The sequence below is a fragment of the Candidatus Pseudothioglobus sp. uisw_142 genome, from assembly GCF_059512465.1.
On the sequence record NZ_CM183452.1, the window covers coordinates 667832 to 685075 of the forward strand.

The following is a 17244-nucleotide window of genomic DNA, read 5'->3' on the forward strand; positions in this document are numbered from 1 at the left end:
AAAAAGGATTTACACTGATCGAGCTGCTAATCGTAGTTGCCATCATTGGTATTCTTGCTGGTGTCGGTATTCCAATGTATAACGGATATATTGAAACAAGTAAATACAATGCCGTAAAAGAGAATTTTAATATTGTTTCTAGTAATGCAGCTATTTTAGTTCTTGATTGTGAATTAAAAGGCTCAATGACTTTTTTGGTAAATGGCGGAGGGAGTAGGAGACATATTTGTAAAGATCAAAACACAAATTCATTTGCAAGTCTATTTATTGATCATTATCATTTCTCAGAATTTAAGAACCCTATTACTGGGTATAGTGCAACTTGGTGGTTTGGTACACCAGAAGGAATGGCCCTAAAAAATAAAGACGGGTATATAATTTTCGATGGAAAGCCAACTAATAAGTGTCTTGTAAATATCAATTCTTCTGTTTTTAATCCCTCTACTAAAAAAACTGAAACACTTTCGGTAGGAATTAGCATGAAAGGAATGGTTAGTGGGTGTTAGTATAAAACAAGGATTCACCCTAATCGAGTTGCTCATCGTTGTTGCTATCATCGGAATTCTCGCTGGTGTCGGTATTCCTATGTATAACGGATATATGCTGGATGCAAAAATAAATGCAACTGATTCTAAACATCAAATTATCACTAATTTTATATCCTCTAATTTAATGCTTTGTTCTACTGGCGCCCAAAGTATTAAACTACAAAGATCCAAAGGTATTCAGTATTCAGTAAGTTGTAATGATACCCCTCAAAATTTAGCAACTGCTTTTGCAATACATTTTAAATATACTGATATGAAAAATCCTTACGGAGAGGGTAGCGGATCTCCAGTTTATGGAAACACTACAGACGAATGTTTATGGCCAGGTGATACAACCATTTGGGGGTCGCCTCCTAACTGGGGCCCAGGTAAATTTGTACGTGTAACAACAAATGTTAATGGCACGCCTAATGATTGCAAAATTGGGCACGAGCAAATATATATACCAATTGAATAATATGAAAAAAGCATTCACATTAATTGAATTACTTATCGTTATTGCCATCATCGGAATCTTGGCAAGTGTTGGTGTGCCTATTTATAACAACTATGTTGAATCAAGTAAAGATGCCGTTTGTCAGGAAAATTTTTCAAATTTAACACAAGCATTTGCCACTAAAGCACTAGAATGCGCTAATAGCGACACTATTCAACTAAGATATAGAACTCACGTAAATGATTTAAAACATTATCCGATTCGTTGCGATACAAAAAAATTTACTCTCTATGCAGACTATTTTATTAATCATTTTGATAGTCCAAGGATTGGCAACCAATATAAGCCCTCTAAAAATAGAGTACTTCAACCAGGCAGAAGCAATGCTTGTACAGTAGCAAATAAAGGCTTTATTTGGGTATGGGCTGAAGACAAAAGTAACATAGTATCAATGTGCTCTTGTTGTGGAGATTCTTGTACGGAAAAGGAAAAATTAGTATTTGAATTTAATCATGAATAAAATAAACAAAGCATTCACACTAATCGAACTACTTATCGTAGTTGCCATTATTGGTATTCTCGCTAGTGTTGGTATTCCTATGTATAACGGCTATATGACTGAAGCGAAAATTAATGCCACAATCTCAAAACATAAAATGATAGAGTCTGAGTTGAGCTTAGGATTTACTAAATGTGCTGACAGAGGTGCTACTTGGACTATACAAGGTGCTCCAAACTATTATCCTTCCTATAATTGTTCATGGATAATGGATGACCTTAATAGATTTTTAAATATGCTTCAATATCACTTTCAATGGCAACACTCTAAAAATCCATACTTTCCTGAAGGCCATAAGTCAGAAAGCGTATCTCGTTCTGGTTGTGGCGTAAATGGAGTTCAAAACCAACTAGGCAAAACCTGTTTAACCTTAAATGGAAATATTATTGGAGTGACATCTAATATTGGTGATGAATCTGGTAACAGCAAATATCTTGTCAGCACAATTTTCGCCGAGTAACCTTATAAGATCAGTTTTGACATTTTCCTCATTCACTTAAAAGAATACTTTAAATTAGACTCAAGTAAAGTAGAACTAACTCTTAGCCCAAAAAGGGTCTAAATTAAAAAAAAGAAAAAAATATTAAATTCTGTAATTAGCGTAATAAAGAGTCCTAAGGATAAAAAGGGAATAAATGCAGTCTCAATCTCTTTTTTTGAAATCAAATTATACAATGCAGGCAATAGTGCAAGTAACGCCGCTAAAAAGATTGCTGAAATTCCAAGATGAATCCCAAGTATTCCGCCAATTACTGCTACTATAGGAATGTCTCCTTCGCCCAGTGCAGCCTGGCTCTCTAGTGCCTTATTTTTAGTAATTTTTGCTTTGATATTTTGAACATAGAATGTTATAAATAGCTCCAGCAAGACAAAACCTCCAGCAAACAGTAGTATATTTTTTAGGTCACCAATCAGTAACGCAATAATAACTGCAATGATCAAAAGGTAGTCCGGTACTGCTCTATATTTAAAATCAATAAACGACAGCACTATTAGATTATAAAAAAGCAAAATCGTAAGTATTAACTCCATGTTTAGCCAATAATTGCGAAATAGAATGAGGGTTACTGACGCCGTTAAAATCTCAATGAGGGGATATAAAGTGGATATAGTTTTATGGCAGTTTGAGCATTTTCCTTTGAGAAAAATATAAGAAAAGACTGGTATGTTTTCATACCACTTTATCCTTGATTCGCAGTGTGTACAGACTGACCCTAATGGTTTAAACAAAGAGATTTGTAATGGAATTCTATGAACCAAAACATTCAGAAATGATCCAAAAATTAACCCGATAACAAAAACAACTATATTTAATGTCATAACAACTATTCTATCTTAATAAACTTTGATTAATGCTACAATTAAATAGTTCTATTTGATATTTAAAACATAAGGAAGAATATGATTACTTTAATTGAGCAATATTCCAAAGATTATGCTTTTTCAGATGTCCATTTAAAAGAAGGTATGCCAGCAATGCTGAGGATCAATGGAGAGATGATTGCTCCAGATGAGGACATTGTTTCTTCTAGAGATATTGAAGAATTTATCTCTCAAATTCTCACAGATGAGCAGAGAGTAGATTTAGAAAAATCCCGTGATATTGACTTATCATTTGAAATAGGAGATTACCGTTTTCGTGCAAACTTTTTTTATACGTCTAAAGGCCTTTCAATAGTTCTTCGCAAAATTGAAACAGAAATTCCTTCTATGGCTGACTTAAAGTTGCCTTATGTGATGCGTGAAATGTCAGAAAAACCTAATGGACTGGTCCTCGTGACTGGGCCTACAGGATCAGGTAAATCAACTACCCTTGCTTCAATAATTGATGAGATAAATAATACAAAAAGTGGCCATATACTGACTATTGAGGATCCAATTGAGTATATCCATCACTCAAAAAAATGTAGTATTTCTCAACGAGAGATTGGAAAAGATGCTGTTTCTTTTGGATCTGCATTAAGGGCATCTCTGCGAGAGGATCCTGACGTTATTCTTGTTGGCGAGCTGAGGGATCTTGAAACCATACAACTCGCACTTACCGCAGCTGAAACAGGCCATTTGGTATTTGGCACATTGCACACATCAGGTGCGCCAAATACGATTAATCGTATTATCGATGTTTTTCCCTCTGAGCAGCAGGGGCAAATTAGAGCCCAACTTTCTCAGTCATTGCAGATGGTTGTCACCCAAAAATTATTTAAGACAAATGATGGGCAGGGAAGGGTCGCTGCATTTGAAATTATGGTTTGCAACCATGCTGTGAGGAACCTTATCCGAGAAAGTAAAATATTTCAAATAAGTTCAATTATGCAGACTGCTAGAGGAGAGGGAATGGTCACAATGAATCAAGCGATTGAGGAGTTGGTGACATCTGGGCAGGTAAATCAAAATGATGTCGAGCTAGGTGATTAATTCATTTAAATCCGCAATTACGCTCGTTGAGTTGCTGATTGTAATTGCAATTTTTGGGATATTAGCGGCAATTGCTGGACCAAATTTATCGGGCTGGAATTGTCGCCAGGAGCTTTTAAATGACTTTAATAAATTTAACCAGTATTTAAATGAGGTTCGGATAGAAGGGCAAAACAGAAATAAAACAACTATGGTAAGGGTTCGACAGTCTCAACGCGGTTACGGTGCAGCAAACCTAAGGCCTTTCCAGCTAATGAATAAATCTTGTACAGTTAACGCTAGGTCATTATCACTAGAAAAACAAATTCCTACTTTTTCATTTCCAATAGAGACCTGGGTTCAAGGAGGCAACATTTGCTTTTACCCTGATGGAAGTGCAGGTGGCCAGAGCTTTCAATTTAGTAGGGATTGTGGCACTAAAAAATACACTTACAGAGCCACTGTTTTTGGGGCTACAGGCCTTATAGAGAAAACTAGGTATAACGCTTCAACCAATAGTTGGGATGAGTTATAAATGAGAATAATTCAAAAACAATCTTTGAGCGCCTTTACATTAATTGAGTCTTTGGTTTCAGTTGTAATCATGGCAATTGCATTTGCAGGAGTGTACCAATTAGTAACTTCGTCAAACGGTGTCCTTTACGAGTCAATTGAGAGACAAAAGCTTAGCTTTCAGGCAGGTGAAATTATTGAATCCCTTAACGCTGATCAATCAAATATATTGGAATATCACGGTAAAGATTTAGCACAGTGTGGCAATATTAAAGGTAATGTTGGGAAAACAGAACAGCTAAATAGGCTAAAACTCTGGTGTCAGAAGCTGCAGGGAGAATTAGGCGAGAAAAGAGCTCAAGACAAGCGATTAATAAGAGTAGTCAAAACTAAAGTGGGTGACAAGAATGTTTATGTGGTTACTGTTGAGCTTAGTGGAAAAAGTGATAAGAAAACTGTTTATGTGAAGCGAGTATTTAATGCAGACTAACAAAAAAGCATTTACTCTGGTTGAAATGATAGTTGCTATGGCGGTTAGTACAATCATTATTGCAGGCGCTTATGCGTCTTATGATATGGTCAAGACTCAATACACAAAGAATCTTGACCTCTCTCAAATGCAACAGTCAGGAAGGGCTATTATGCAAATGATTGAGAGAGATGCTCGTATGGCTGGGTTTGAGTATCTTGATGAAGACGCAAATATGACCTATGGAAAAATTAGTAGCCCACTTACTATTAAAGATAGTGGCAACAAATGTTGTGATGAGTTAACCGTAATTTATGATTATGTAGATGATGTTTTGGATTGGAAAGGGAGGCTTGTTTCGAGTTCAGTGAATCGGATTAGGGTTCGCTACTGGACAGAGGCATTTACAAGCAAAAAAGGCGATCGATTTCGACTCTACAAACAAAAAGATATACTGGGTAAGAGTAATGTATTGCTTACAAAACCAATTATCGGTAATAAAGAGGTAATGGCCGATTTCATTGAGGATTTGCAGTTTATAAACATAACAACGAGTGGCCTCTTATATGGTGCTGGTCGTGGCGATGATAAAATTTATATTTATGATCCAACAAAACCTAAAGGTCAAGAAAAGGTCGGCACTATAGATAATAATAGTTATTATATTTATGCACTAGCATTTGGTCCAAACGGTCTCTTATATGCTGTTGGTCGTGGCGATGATAAAATTTATATTTGGGATCCTACAAAACCTAAAGATCAAGAAAAAGTTGGCACTATAGACACTAATCTTTATTATCAAACTGCACTAGCATTTGGTCCAAACGGTCTCTTATATGCCGCTGGACAGGGTGATGATAAAATTTATATTTATGATCCAACAAAACCTAAAGGTCAAGAAAAGGTCGGCACTATAGATAATAATAGTTATTATATTTATGCACTAGCATTTGGTCCAAACGGTCTCTTATATGCTGTTGGTCGTGGCGATGATAAAATTTATATTTGGGATCCTACAAAACCTAAAGATCAAGAAAAAGTTGGCACTATAGACACTAATCTTTATTATCAAACTGCACTAGCATTTGGTCCAAACGGTCTCTTATATGCCGCTGGACAGGGTGATGATAAAATTTATATTTATGATCCAACAAAACCTAAAGGTCAAGAAAAGGTCGGCACTATAGATAATAATAGTTATTATATTTATGCACTAGCATTTGGTCCAAACGGTCTCTTATATGCCGCTGGACAGGGTGATGATAAAATTTATATTTATGATCCAACAAAACCTAAAGGTCAAGAAAAGGTCGGCACTATAGATAATAATAGTTATTATATTTATGCACTAGCATTTAAAACCTCAAGGACTGGCCAAGAGTCTCTATTAACTATCAATTTAACCCTCAGAGCAAAAGAAAAATACGGCAAAATTCGTCAATATTTAAAGAAAGACTACACTGAAGGAAACTTTGCTATTGATAAGACTGATAATTATAAAAGAGATACATTTTCATCAAAAGTTTTAGTAAGAAATATGATGTTATGAACTATCTAAAACAACAAAATACTAGAAAAGGGTTTATTATTGTTGTAACTTTAGTCTTAACTTTGGTGATGACGACGATGGGAATAGGTTTATATTATTCTAGTATTCAGGCAGCTAAGGAGGTAAATTCAAATACAGATAAAAGAACTTATTTGTATAGTGCTGAGAGTTGTATCACTGAGGCGATTAACTGGCTTGAAATAAATCATATGAGGTGTAGTGTAGGGTCAATTTGTCATACTATTTCCACAAATAAGGGCATGGGAAAATGGGATATTGGTGAAGACACTAAAAGAAAAAAACAAATGGAATCACAAGGATACAAATGCGAGATTCAAAAAATAAAGGTGAAAGCTCTCAATGCTGGGGGTGAAGGTTTTAATGTAGGCCAAGATGATAATTATGAGTCTGAAACGACTATTAACAAACACTACTTCAAGATTAACTCAAATGGATTTAATGTCGATGGTTATGATAAGACCTCTTTAGAGACAATCGTATCAATAATATATTAGGAACAAAGGTTTATTTATGACAAAAAATATCTTTAAAATTTTAATGCTTCAATTTGTCCTTATAGGCGCTACTCATGCTAAATGCGATTTGGACATTTTCAAATTTGGCTCAAATTATGAAAAAGTATCTCAGTTAATTGGAGACGTTCCTATTATTAGTGTTTCAACACCAAACCGTCTCTTTGTACCTGGAGAGATTGTTTGTAATAATGAAATATTATTTGAAGGGACCCCGGTATTCTTTATATTTCTTGAAGATAGTCTAGTTAGAATAGAGTTAACTCGCTACAATTTTGGGGAAGGGCAGCCATCTCTTGTTGATTGGGCAGAGTCTCAATACGGTGAAATTAAGAAAAAGCCTAAAAGTTTTTATGAAACCAAGCCTAACGCCAGTTGGTTTTGGGATCAGTCCAATGCATTAATTCAGTATGCCGTTGAAAGTGATGAGTCTGGCTTCGCTGAATCAATCCTTATTGAATCGAAAAATCATTCGGATCTAATTAACAAGCAAGTTGAAAAAGACGAGGCTTTCGCTAACTAAGATATAGACTATGAAGATACTTCTAAAAACTCTAATACTTCTAATAGCTTGCTCTAGTGTTCATGCTAAATCTCCGCCACCAGGTTTAGGCTCAGATCTTCCAGCAAATATTCTGTTGATGCTGGATGTTTCATCTAGTATGAATGCAGGTGCATCAGCTAGCCCTTTATCGACTCCACTAGATGTCGCTGTCGACTCTAAAGGCAATGTCTTTGTGTCTCAGATTGGACACCACTTGATAAAGAAGTTTGATGCCGATGGTAATTTTGTTAAGTCATGGGGTGGCTGGGGAGGTCAACATGGAAAATTTAAATATGCACTTCGAATAGCTATAGATGGCGATGATAATGTTTATGTGTCGGACTATAAAAATCATCGTATTCAAAAATTTGATAATGACGGCAACTTTATACGTGTTTACACAGCATCAGGAAGAGTTTATCGACCTGATGCTCTTGAAATTGATAAAGCTAATGGAAATATTTATACGTCTATTAGTAATATTTATGTTTTTAGGATAAGGCAAGATGATATAAAACTTAGTCACATAAACAATTATGACGTAAGTGGTGTGAGAAGCTATCCATTTGGCTTATCAGTTTATGAAGACGACATTTATATTGCAAATGCATATAATAAAACTTTTACCAAATACCCAAAAGTTTTGGGTGGGACACCTGGACTTTATCTAGAAGGAGTTCCAGCAGTTCTAGGTGTTAATAAATGGAATACCTCAGGATGGGCATGGGATGTCAAGGTATCAGATAGCGGCGCCTATGTCGCAAATTATAATACTAACCTAATTCAAAAGTTTTCCCATGATGGTGCTTTCATAAAACAATGGGGGGGCTTTAATAGACCGGCAGGACTCAGTATTGGTCCCGATGGCAATGTTTTTGTTAATGATAGGTTTAACCATGCCATCAAAAAATTTGATAAAGATGGTAACTTCCTCTCCTTTATTGGCGGTAAAACCAAACTAGATATCGCCAAAGAGTCAATTAAGTGGATTGTTTCAAATACTGAGCTCAATAAGGGGGCAAACTTTGGATTGATGATTTGGGATTCCGATGCAAGAATTGTAGTAGACATTAAGGCATCTGGTGCACAGGAAATTTATAACATGATTGACGGGATAACTGCAAACTGCCCATTTGCTAGTTGCACTGATATCGGCAAAGCAATGCTCCTAGCTCAGAGAACAGTTGCCAGACTCGAAAATTGGTATCCTGAGGCCGCCAAATGTCAGAATACAACGCTGGTTGTTCTGACTGATGGAGGTTTAAGAGACGGTCATGCCTATTACGGTAAGTTAAGGGCAAAAGAGTTATTTACAAAAAAGGACATTAAAACATTTGTTGTTTCCATGCTTTCAGCTATTCCAGGACAGCTCAAGGATCTAGCTGAGGCCGGGGGGACTTATTCAAATGATGGTGATGACAGTAACGATTATTCACCAGTTGCAGCAATCCACAAACAAACCATTATTGACGCGTTACTTGAATTTATTCGCTTGGCGGTAGACAGCAATACCTCAACCTTTACAAAGCCGGTTTTAAAACATGAATCAAGCCAGGAGGACTATGTCTACCAGTCAACGTTTGAGTATACAAAAAGTCACCAATGGAAAGGGGATTTAAAAAAATATCAGCTCCTTAATGGCGTCCCAAAGGATAATCCAGAATGGGACGCTGCCAAAAAACTTAACCTTAGAAGTGCTGCAAGTAGACAAATTTGGACTATTGCAAGTGATTTCAATGTGTCAACAACAATCAACAACTTTGTGACTGGAAATGCTGATAAATTAAAGTACCTCCTCTGGGAAAACGCACCCACCGAACCAACAGATAGTCAGGCCAGTGATTTGATAGATTTTATTCGTGGTGTCGACTCCTACAACGAAGTGAATGCTACTGAAGAGTCAAAGTATAAGCTTCTTAGCGGAGAGAGATGGAAGTTAGGTGACATCTACCACTCTGAATTAAAAGTCATTGGCCCGCCATCTGCTAAATCATCCAACGCCAATGTTAATTCGGAGGCTTACTACAGATACAACAATGCCTACCAAGGAAGATTTCGTAACGGAAATAGTTGCGGTGGCAACTGCGCCCAAAGAAAAAATATAGTCTATGTAGGCGCAAACGATGGATTATTGCATGCTTTTGATGCCAAAAATGGAGAAGAATTGTGGGCATTCTTGCCTCCAATGCTGCTCTCCAAAATGAGAACTGCCATTTCAAGTAAGAGCGGTCAGAGCGTCTCAATTTATGGTGTGGATGGCTCTCCAATTGTAAAAGATATTTACTATAACTATAAGTGGCGAACTGTTTTAATGTCTGGATTAGGAATGGGTGGAAGGGGGTACTTTGCACTTGACGTCACAAATCCAAATAACCCTTCTTTTTTATTTGCATTTAGTAACGATTTAATCAATAAGATTGTTTCACATTGGGATTCCTCTGGTCACAAGACAGACCTAGGTTATGCTGGTAACGCCGACTCTGAGTTTGCGTATTCAAAAATTGGGGATGCGACCTCGACACCTCAAATTATTCTTATGCCTTATGAGGGCAAACAGAAATGGGTCGCTGTTTTTGGTGCAGGCTTTAATGGCGGTGTCAATGACACTTATGGCGCCTCAATTTACATTGTCGACCTTGAAAACCAAGGAAAAGTTCTAAAACGAATTGATATAGCTGATATAGCTGGTAACAGTATTGCTAATTCAGTCCCAGCACCAGTAGTGGCCATTACTCCTGATAGCACCTCTCTAGCAAACTATAAGGGGGCTATGGTCTATTTTGCTGACCTAGAGGGGAGTCTATGGAAGCTTAATTTAACGAACCAAGGAACGTTATTTGATTACACTCAAATATTCAAGGCAGATTCTACTTTTGATAATGATCGCATGGAATCCTTTCAAGTAACTCCTTCGATTGATAGCGATAAGAATTTATGGCTCTATTACGGAACAGGCAACCAACAAAAGATACAAAGGATTTCAGACAACATTCAAAACAGGGTTTACGGGATTAAAGATTCAAACTTTCCTCAATTTGTCACAATGAAAGCAGCTCCCGTTTCTAGTCAGCTGAAAGACACAACAGACAAAGGAGCAATGTGCCCTGTTGAGAGTGATACTGGCTGGTACTTCAATCTTGACAAAAATGAAAGGATTACTGGCCAAATTGCTGTTCACAATGAAAGCATAATCGCTTCACGCTATATACCCAACACTGTAGACCTATGCAAGAGTGGAAACGCAACCCTTTCAGAGCACGGCTATACATGTGGTGATAAAGAAAGGGAGACAGAGCTAGGTGGAGGAATTGCTACTGGAGCAGTCGTGTTTAAGGACAAAATCTATATTGGTATCACTGGTGATGCCGATAAAGATGAAGTGATGAAGGATGGTGATAAAGAAATAGGGGAGCGAAAGGGAAACCTAATCGTCTTAACACCGGTAGAAAAAGAAGATAAAAAGACTATACAAGGAAAAATCACGACTGAGTCTTGGCGAGAAATATTTTAAGTGTTAATATTTCTTTATAATTTTATAAAAACATCGCTTACAGCTCATTATGAAAGCTATAATCAAATTTCAAGTTATGAGTTCTGTTGCTTAATTTACAAATAAATAATGAAAAAAATACTTAAATTAATACTCAACTACCTCAGCAAGTTAACTGTTGAGCAAGAAGATGTAGTCGGAGTTGATATTTCTCCAAGCTGTATTAGGGTTGCACAGCTTGAATCTAGCAAGAAAAAATGGACGCTCACTAAGCTAGGATATAAATATATTGAGGGTAGCTCCCTTAACGATGTTGTTGAGAGTCCTGAGCTTTATGTTAATAAATTATTGCAGTTAGTATCATCAAGCAAAATTAAAACAAAAAGCGCAGCAGTCTCAATCCCTGTGAGTAGCGCGATTATTAAGGTGATTCCACTTCCATTGATGACTGATGAGGAGCTCAAAGAGGCAGTTGCGACTGACTCGTTATGGGAAAACGCAGTCCAACTTGCGGATGACCTTGAAGAGTACTCGGTTTTTTGGCAGGTTTTAAAGCGAGAGCCATCAGAAAACCAAATGCATTTGTTGTTTGTTGCCTCTAAATTGGACGATATAGATAAATATCTCAATATCGTTAGACAGGCAGGATTAAACCCGGTCGTTGTTGATGTTCGTTGCTTTGCTACAAGAAATGCACTCACACTGCGAGATGATTTAACCAAATCAGACTCGACAGTTTCCATAGTTGAGTTTGGAGCATTTGAGAATTACATTTTGATTCTTCATGAAGACTCCCCCTTCATTTCAGATATTTATTTATCTGAAAAGGACCGTAATACTCTTCTGGATAGTGAAGTTAGTGATGAATCTTTAAGGTTGATTAGCTCAAGGTTTTCAATGCAAGTTAAGCAAATGATTTCATCATATCAAACTAAATACAAGATAAAGCCCATTGAGTCAGTTCTAATTTCATCAACAATACCCGTTATCGATCGAATTTTGGTTCACTTTAATGAAGCAATGCCAGACATCAATGTCGAGGTTTTTGACCCATTAATGAGCGTTAAGATTCCTGAAAACTTAGTTGAGAAATCATCTGCCGAGCTTAACAGCTCAATTTTTTCATCTGCACTGGGCTTAGCCACCCGAAAGCTAGATGTCTTTGGCTACTATGAGTATGTAACAGGGACAAATAATATTAACCTTTTGCCAAACAGAGAAAATGTTAGAAGTCAGGAAAAAATAAAATTCTTTTCACGTTGGGGAATCGTACTTTTTATTATTGCCGCGATTTCATTGGGCGTCTGGAATTTTCTAATGAACAAAAATGAAGTTGAACGAGTTGACTCACTTTTATTTGAATACAATTCTCTGGTGATGCAAAAAGATGAAAAACAGCTTGAATTAGAGGATTTAATTCAGAAAAAAAACCTTTTGGCTGGAACCTTAAAGGCTACCGAAAATATGACCTCTAATCAAGAATTCATGTACTCTGTCCTAATCGGCATTAATAAGGCTATTCCTAATCAGTATTTAAAGTTGAGTAAAATAGATTTTGATGACATGCAAGGAGTCATGGTTTATGGCTTAACGACCAGTGACAATAACATCTTGTCGTTCATCGATAATCTGTCAAAAGTTTCAGTTATTGAAAAGGCGTCTTTAGTAACTATGTCTGTCGAAACAATATATGATCAGAGTGCAAAGTCCTTTACGATTAATTGCACTTTAGCCGCCCAAGATACAGTTAACCAAAAGGAGACGACCGATGGCAATTGACATGAATGTTGACGTTGGTGAATTATTAAAAGGATTATTCTCTAAAAAGAGTAATGAATCTGGAGGTAAGAGTCAACCAAGTCCATATCTAAAGATTATCCTTATAGTCATCGTAGTGATTGCTTTGATTGCTGCCTATCTATTTTTGTATTACCTGCCAACACAGAAAGACTTAAAGGAAAAAAATTATCAAATTTCTCAAGTTGAAAATCTAAAAATTGAAGTGATTGAGTTAAATAGCCTCATTAAAAAATCTAAAGCCCAGTTAATAAATGCAGAAGCAGACTACAATAAGCTTACGAATTTGTTTCATACTGACAAAGAGTTAGAAGACCTATATCGTCACATAAGTATGTTAGCATTAAGAAACAACTTAATGGTTTCTAAAATAGAAAAAGGTGCTGAGGAGCTGCCAATTTTTGAAGTTGACTCTGACCAATCAGGGTTTTCTGATGAGTTTGATAGTGAACAAAAAAAAGTTGCTTATTACGAGTTTATTGTTGATTTCGAGATTAGTGGAAACTTTAGTAATTATATAAAATTTAGAAAAGGCTTGGCTGAATTAAAGAAAATCATCAACCTAAAAAATGAATCCATTGTTGTTTTGGAGTCAGAAACAAAGAGGGGCGAGGTTAGAGTTACAAGCTCTATAGCGACTTATCGTTTCCCTTTAGATGATTCTGAAAAATATATAAACCCTAATTAGGAGTTTTGACATGAGAAAAAAGCAAACATTATTACCACTACTAATTTTAATTTTGTTTTCAATAATAGGCTCATCTTGGGCTGAAAATGCATTTACACCCCTTTTTGAAAATCCTGAAAATAGTAACACGGTTGCAGCGATTAATACACCCATTGTGCTAGATGTTGATGAAGGAGTGCATCCTTTACTTCAAAGCGAAGTGCAAGATTACATTTTGATGGCTGTGATCGTATCAGATTCTACAAGGCTCGGTCTTATAAGAGCCAATAACGGGGCCGAATACTTTATTAGAATTGGGGATTTACTTGGAAAGTCTGAGGGAAAAATATCTGATATTAATTCTCAAGGTATTGAGGTTACTGAGGAAGAGAAGGTTGTTATACTGAATGTTAGAAACAGGAGTGCGAGTAATGAAAACACAGAATAATATATTTTTAATAACTTTATTGTCAGTTTTTTTATCTGCTTGCAACTCCACTGCTATCGAATCCAACAAATCTGTTTTGTTGGAGCCAGAGAGTTTTATCGCTGACAGAAAAGAGGTAATTGCTCAGACTGTAGCGCTAGGTCCAAGAATCATTATCGATGCTGAGCAACAAGAAAAAGTCTCAAAAAATGAAAGAAGAGAGATCAATAAAGAAGAAATAATAAACTATATGGATGTCACTAATGATTCAAGTGAGATATTTCCTATATCTCTAAATTTTGAAAATATTAGTGTGCAGGATATGGCTGTAATGTTTTCTGAAATTACAGGCAGGAACATTTTGATAGGGGAAGAGGTCCAGGGAAAAGTAACTGCTAAATTAACTAATGTGCCTTGGGACAAAGCGCTAGATTCACTTCTCAAAGTGAAAAAACTCGCTAAATATGTAGATGAAGAGGCTAATATTATTCGTATCCATAGCCAAGACGTGCTCGTTGCTCAAGAAGAGTTTGACTTGCAGCGCATTGAGGACTTGCAAAAAGCGAGAGATGCTCAGCGAGGCATTGAGCCAATTTATACTGAAATCTTTAGATTGTATTACACTGAGGCCAGTGAAGTTAGTTCTGAGATATTAAGTGTAATGAGTTCTGGAGGATCTGAAGGAGAGGCTTCAGATGGAAATGCAGTGCAAATTACCATTGATAAAAGACTTAACTCTTTGATTATTAAAGCTACAAAACCAGAGCTTGATTTAATTTCAAAGTTAATTGCTGAGGTTGATGTTAGGACAAAACAAATACTCATTGAAGCATTTATTGTAGAAGCGACGGATGATTTTGGGAAAGAGTTAGGGGCTAAATTTGGTCTCTCTAACCCTGATGTTATAAAAAATGCGTTCGGTGGTAATAATGAGTATGATTTGGAAGCCGCTGGAGTTGCTGGCGCTCAGCCAGAAACACCAGGAGAATTAACTCTTGGAGATACAACTGGATTAATAGCCAATAATGCGGTTGCAGGAGCACTCGGGGGAATTGGTTTTATCCTTGGCACTTCATCTTCAAATTTAAAGGTTGAGCTATCGGCATCTGAAAAGGATGGCATTACAAAAGTGCTTTCTAACCCAAGAGTTTTTACTCTTGATGGTGAAGAAGCTGTCATTATTCAAGGTGAAGAGATCCCTTATAAAACTGAGGCCGAGGGAGGGGGTACCGATATACAGTTTAAAGAGGCCGGTGTTAAGCTAACTGTCATGCCGACTATTGTTGGAGATGGAAATATTATCTTATCCGTTAAGGTTGAAAAGAAAACAGCTAAAAATGATGAAGCGAATCCACCTATTACTACCCGAGAGATCACGACTAAGCTTCTCATAAGAGACGATACAATTGTTGTTATTGGTGGGGTGTTTACACAAGAGACAACGGATGCAGAGAACAAGGTTCCCGTTTTTGGTGACTTGCCATTTGTTGGAAAATTGTTCCGCTATGAGAAAGTCTCTGATGTTAGAAAAGAACTTCTCGTCTTTTTGGCTCCAAGAATTATATAACTGTCATGTCATTAAGAGTTCCAACAGATTCAGCTGAGCAAATTGCGTCGTTAATATTGAACCTTGGCCTAATAAATGATGATCAGTTAAGCTCAGCTACAATTTCAAGCTTAGAGGGTGATAAATGCCTCATTGAGACGCTGGTTGATTTTGGCTTTACTGATGAAAAAACTATTCGAAATGCACTCTCTGGAAGCTATGACCTGGAATGTATAGAAGAGCTAAGTCAAGATAATTTAGAGCTAACCTCATCAGGATTGCTGTCTAGAAAGTATATTACTGAAAACAGAGTTGCACCTATCCAGATGCATGATGACACTTTGGATGTTGTTATTTCAGAGCCTTCTGCCTTGAATCAACTCCAAAGTATTGGGCTGCTGATTGATAAAAAAATTAACCCTTATTTGGTCACCTTTAGTCAAATACGAGATATTTTAGATAGCTTAAACTCAGATTCTCAGCCAACAACATCTATTAACAAAGCAAATAATAGCGTTTCTAATGGAGTTAAAAGCCCACCTAAGAAAAAAACAAAACTTAATGATGAGTCTACTTTAACCAAAGGGAAGGAGTATTCAGTTGCAGTTGATTTTATTGATAAAAGCCTTAAGGACGCCATCAATGAAGGGGTTAGTGACATCCATATCGAAATATTTAGGGCTTCAGCAAGTATGCGCTGGAGAATTGATGGCGTATTAATGGAGCAAGATGGAATTGCAAAGGTGCTATTTGAGAATTACTCGAAAATTGTTACTAGAATCAAGATAATGGCAAAACTTAATATTGCTGAAAGAAGATTAGCTCAGGATGGCGCTATAAATCTTAAGTTTGGCAGTAAAGAGGTTGACTTTCGAATTTCAATTATGCCTACAAAGTATGGCGAGAGAGTCGTTATGAGAATCTTAGATACAGAATCAATTGATTTATCAATCGAGAAACTGGGTTTTCAAGATGAAGATGAGCAGGCCTTCAAAAAAGCTATTAGATCGCCACAAGGTATGGTTCTTGTTACAGGCCCAACGGGCTCTGGTAAATCAACAACTCTTTATGCCGCACTAACTTCAATCAACGATCCTGAAAAAAATATTCTTACCGCAGAAGATCCAGTGGAGTATGTTCTTGATGGCATAGGTCAAGTTCATGTTAATCCAGATTATGGTATGACCTTTTCGTCAGCCTTGCGATCTTTTTTACGTCAAGATCCAGAGGTTGTAATGGTTGGAGAAATACGGGATAAAGATACGGTTGATATAGCTATCAAAGCCGCATTGACTGGGCACCTGGTCATGTCAACGCTGCATACAAATGATGCTGTTAGTACAATCACTAGACTCATGAATATGGGGGTTGAACCGTATTTAATTACTTCTTCATTGACATTGATTGTTGCTCAACGTCTAGCTCGAAAAAACTGTAGTGATTGTATCGAAGAGGATCAGTCAGTTAATGAAAGCCAATTAAGATCTATAGGGTTTTCAGCTGAAGAATCCTCAAGACTGACGCTATACAAAGGAAAGGGCTGTAAAAAATGTAAAAATACAGGCTATAAAGGCAGAAAAGGAATTTATGAAGTTTTAAGAATTTCTGATAATCTCATAGCCGCTATTCTAAAAGAGTCTACTACCTTAGAGCTCTCAAAAATTGCAAAAGAAAAAGATAACTTTGTAACGATGCAGCAGGTTGGGAGAATGTTTCTTCAGCAGGGTGATATTAGCTTAGAAGAATACAAAAGAATATTAATACTAGATTAA

17 protein-coding genes and 1 pseudogene are annotated in these 17244 nt (G+C 36.6%); 16 read left to right on the plus strand and 2 right to left on the minus strand.

What is annotated here, in order from left to right; genetic code table 11:
- Nucleotides 1–29 precede the first annotated feature (29 nt).
- The 4 genes from AC5YGB_RS03400 to AC5YGB_RS03415 are packed head-to-tail and all read left to right on the plus strand — an operon-like array spanning nucleotide 30 to nucleotide 2003.
- On the plus strand, nucleotides 30–506 hold the full coding sequence (locus AC5YGB_RS03400) for a hypothetical protein (protein WP_496138010.1): 477 nt from the start codon (nucleotides 30–32) through the stop codon (nucleotides 504–506).
- The gene (locus AC5YGB_RS03405) at nucleotides 496–1005 is read left to right on the plus strand and encodes a prepilin-type N-terminal cleavage/methylation domain-containing protein (protein ID WP_496137828.1); all 510 of its coding nucleotides are present in this window, start codon (nucleotides 496–498) and stop codon (nucleotides 1003–1005) included. The genes AC5YGB_RS03400 and AC5YGB_RS03405 overlap by 11 nt, the downstream gene beginning before the upstream one ends.
- A 1-nt stretch (nucleotide 1006) precedes the next feature.
- Nucleotides 1007–1504 (plus strand): prepilin-type N-terminal cleavage/methylation domain-containing protein, encoded by a 498-nt coding sequence (locus tag AC5YGB_RS03410; protein WP_496137829.1) that lies wholly within the window; start codon nucleotides 1007–1009, stop codon nucleotides 1502–1504.
- Nucleotides 1497–2003, plus strand: coding sequence for a prepilin-type N-terminal cleavage/methylation domain-containing protein (locus AC5YGB_RS03415; protein WP_496137830.1), 507 nt, complete (start codon nucleotides 1497–1499; stop codon nucleotides 2001–2003). The genes AC5YGB_RS03410 and AC5YGB_RS03415 overlap by 8 nt, the downstream gene beginning before the upstream one ends.
- 98 nt (nucleotides 2004–2101) lie before the next feature.
- Here AC5YGB_RS03415 and AC5YGB_RS03420 read toward each other — a convergent pair whose 3' ends face one another.
- On the minus strand, nucleotides 2102–2575 hold the full coding sequence (locus AC5YGB_RS03420; RefSeq protein ID WP_496138011.1) for a prepilin peptidase: 474 nt from the start codon (nucleotides 2573–2575) through the stop codon (nucleotides 2102–2104).
- Between the two features lie 30 nt (nucleotides 2576–2605).
- Nucleotides 2606–2863 (minus strand): annotated as a pseudogene (locus tag AC5YGB_RS03425) (prepilin peptidase); the annotation flags it as partial.
- Between the two features lie 81 nt (nucleotides 2864–2944).
- Between AC5YGB_RS03425 and AC5YGB_RS03430 the strand changes: the two are divergent.
- The 12 genes from AC5YGB_RS03430 (at nucleotide 2945) to AC5YGB_RS03485 (ending at nucleotide 17244) form a co-directional block, all read left to right on the plus strand.
- Nucleotides 2945–3958 carry a PilT/PilU family type 4a pilus ATPase gene (locus tag AC5YGB_RS03430; protein ID WP_496137831.1) on the plus strand — a complete coding sequence of 338 codons (1014 nt, stop codon included), beginning with the start codon at nucleotides 2945–2947 and terminating at the stop codon, nucleotides 3956–3958.
- On the plus strand, nucleotides 3951–4472 hold the full coding sequence (locus AC5YGB_RS03435; RefSeq protein WP_496137832.1) for a prepilin-type N-terminal cleavage/methylation domain-containing protein: 522 nt from the start codon (nucleotides 3951–3953) through the stop codon (nucleotides 4470–4472). The genes AC5YGB_RS03430 and AC5YGB_RS03435 overlap by 8 nt, the downstream gene beginning before the upstream one ends.
- Complete coding sequence (locus AC5YGB_RS03440; RefSeq protein WP_496137833.1) at nucleotides 4473–4940, plus strand: prepilin-type N-terminal cleavage/methylation domain-containing protein; 468 nt, start codon at nucleotides 4473–4475, stop codon at nucleotides 4938–4940. It abuts the gene before it with no gap.
- Nucleotides 4930–6468 carry a prepilin-type N-terminal cleavage/methylation domain-containing protein gene (locus AC5YGB_RS03445; RefSeq protein WP_496137834.1) on the plus strand — a complete coding sequence of 513 codons (1539 nt, stop codon included), beginning with the start codon at nucleotides 4930–4932 and terminating at the stop codon, nucleotides 6466–6468. The genes AC5YGB_RS03440 and AC5YGB_RS03445 overlap by 11 nt, the downstream gene beginning before the upstream one ends.
- On the plus strand, nucleotides 6465–6983 hold the full coding sequence (locus AC5YGB_RS03450) for a pilus assembly PilX N-terminal domain-containing protein (RefSeq protein WP_496137835.1): 519 nt from the start codon (nucleotides 6465–6467) through the stop codon (nucleotides 6981–6983). Before AC5YGB_RS03445 ends, AC5YGB_RS03450 begins: the two co-directional genes overlap by 4 nt.
- Before the next feature lie 16 nt (nucleotides 6984–6999).
- Nucleotides 7000–7524, plus strand: coding sequence for a hypothetical protein (locus AC5YGB_RS03455; RefSeq protein WP_496137836.1), 525 nt, complete (start codon nucleotides 7000–7002; stop codon nucleotides 7522–7524).
- 10 nt (nucleotides 7525–7534) lie between these two features.
- Nucleotides 7535–11056 (plus strand): PilC/PilY family type IV pilus protein, encoded by a 3522-nt coding sequence (locus AC5YGB_RS03460; protein WP_496137837.1) that lies wholly within the window; start codon nucleotides 7535–7537, stop codon nucleotides 11054–11056.
- Nucleotides 11057–11164: 108 nt separating this feature from the next.
- A complete protein-coding gene (pilM, locus tag AC5YGB_RS03465; RefSeq protein WP_496137838.1) occupies nucleotides 11165–12814 on the plus strand; it encodes a pilus assembly protein PilM in 1650 nt (549 codons plus the stop codon).
- Nucleotides 12804–13520, plus strand: coding sequence for a type 4a pilus biogenesis protein PilO (gene pilO / locus AC5YGB_RS03470; protein ID WP_496137839.1), 717 nt, complete (start codon nucleotides 12804–12806; stop codon nucleotides 13518–13520). The genes pilM and pilO overlap by 11 nt, the downstream gene beginning before the upstream one ends.
- 10 nt (nucleotides 13521–13530) lie before the next feature.
- A complete protein-coding gene (locus tag AC5YGB_RS03475) occupies nucleotides 13531–13947 on the plus strand; it encodes a pilus assembly protein PilP (protein ID WP_496137840.1) in 417 nt (138 codons plus the stop codon).
- On the plus strand, nucleotides 13931–15493 hold the full coding sequence (gene pilQ, locus AC5YGB_RS03480; RefSeq protein WP_496137841.1) for a type IV pilus secretin PilQ: 1563 nt from the start codon (nucleotides 13931–13933) through the stop codon (nucleotides 15491–15493). The genes AC5YGB_RS03475 and pilQ overlap by 17 nt, the downstream gene beginning before the upstream one ends.
- Nucleotides 15494–15498: 5 nt before the next feature.
- On the plus strand, nucleotides 15499–17244 hold the full coding sequence (locus AC5YGB_RS03485; RefSeq protein WP_496137842.1) for an ATPase, T2SS/T4P/T4SS family: 1746 nt from the start codon (nucleotides 15499–15501) through the stop codon (nucleotides 17242–17244).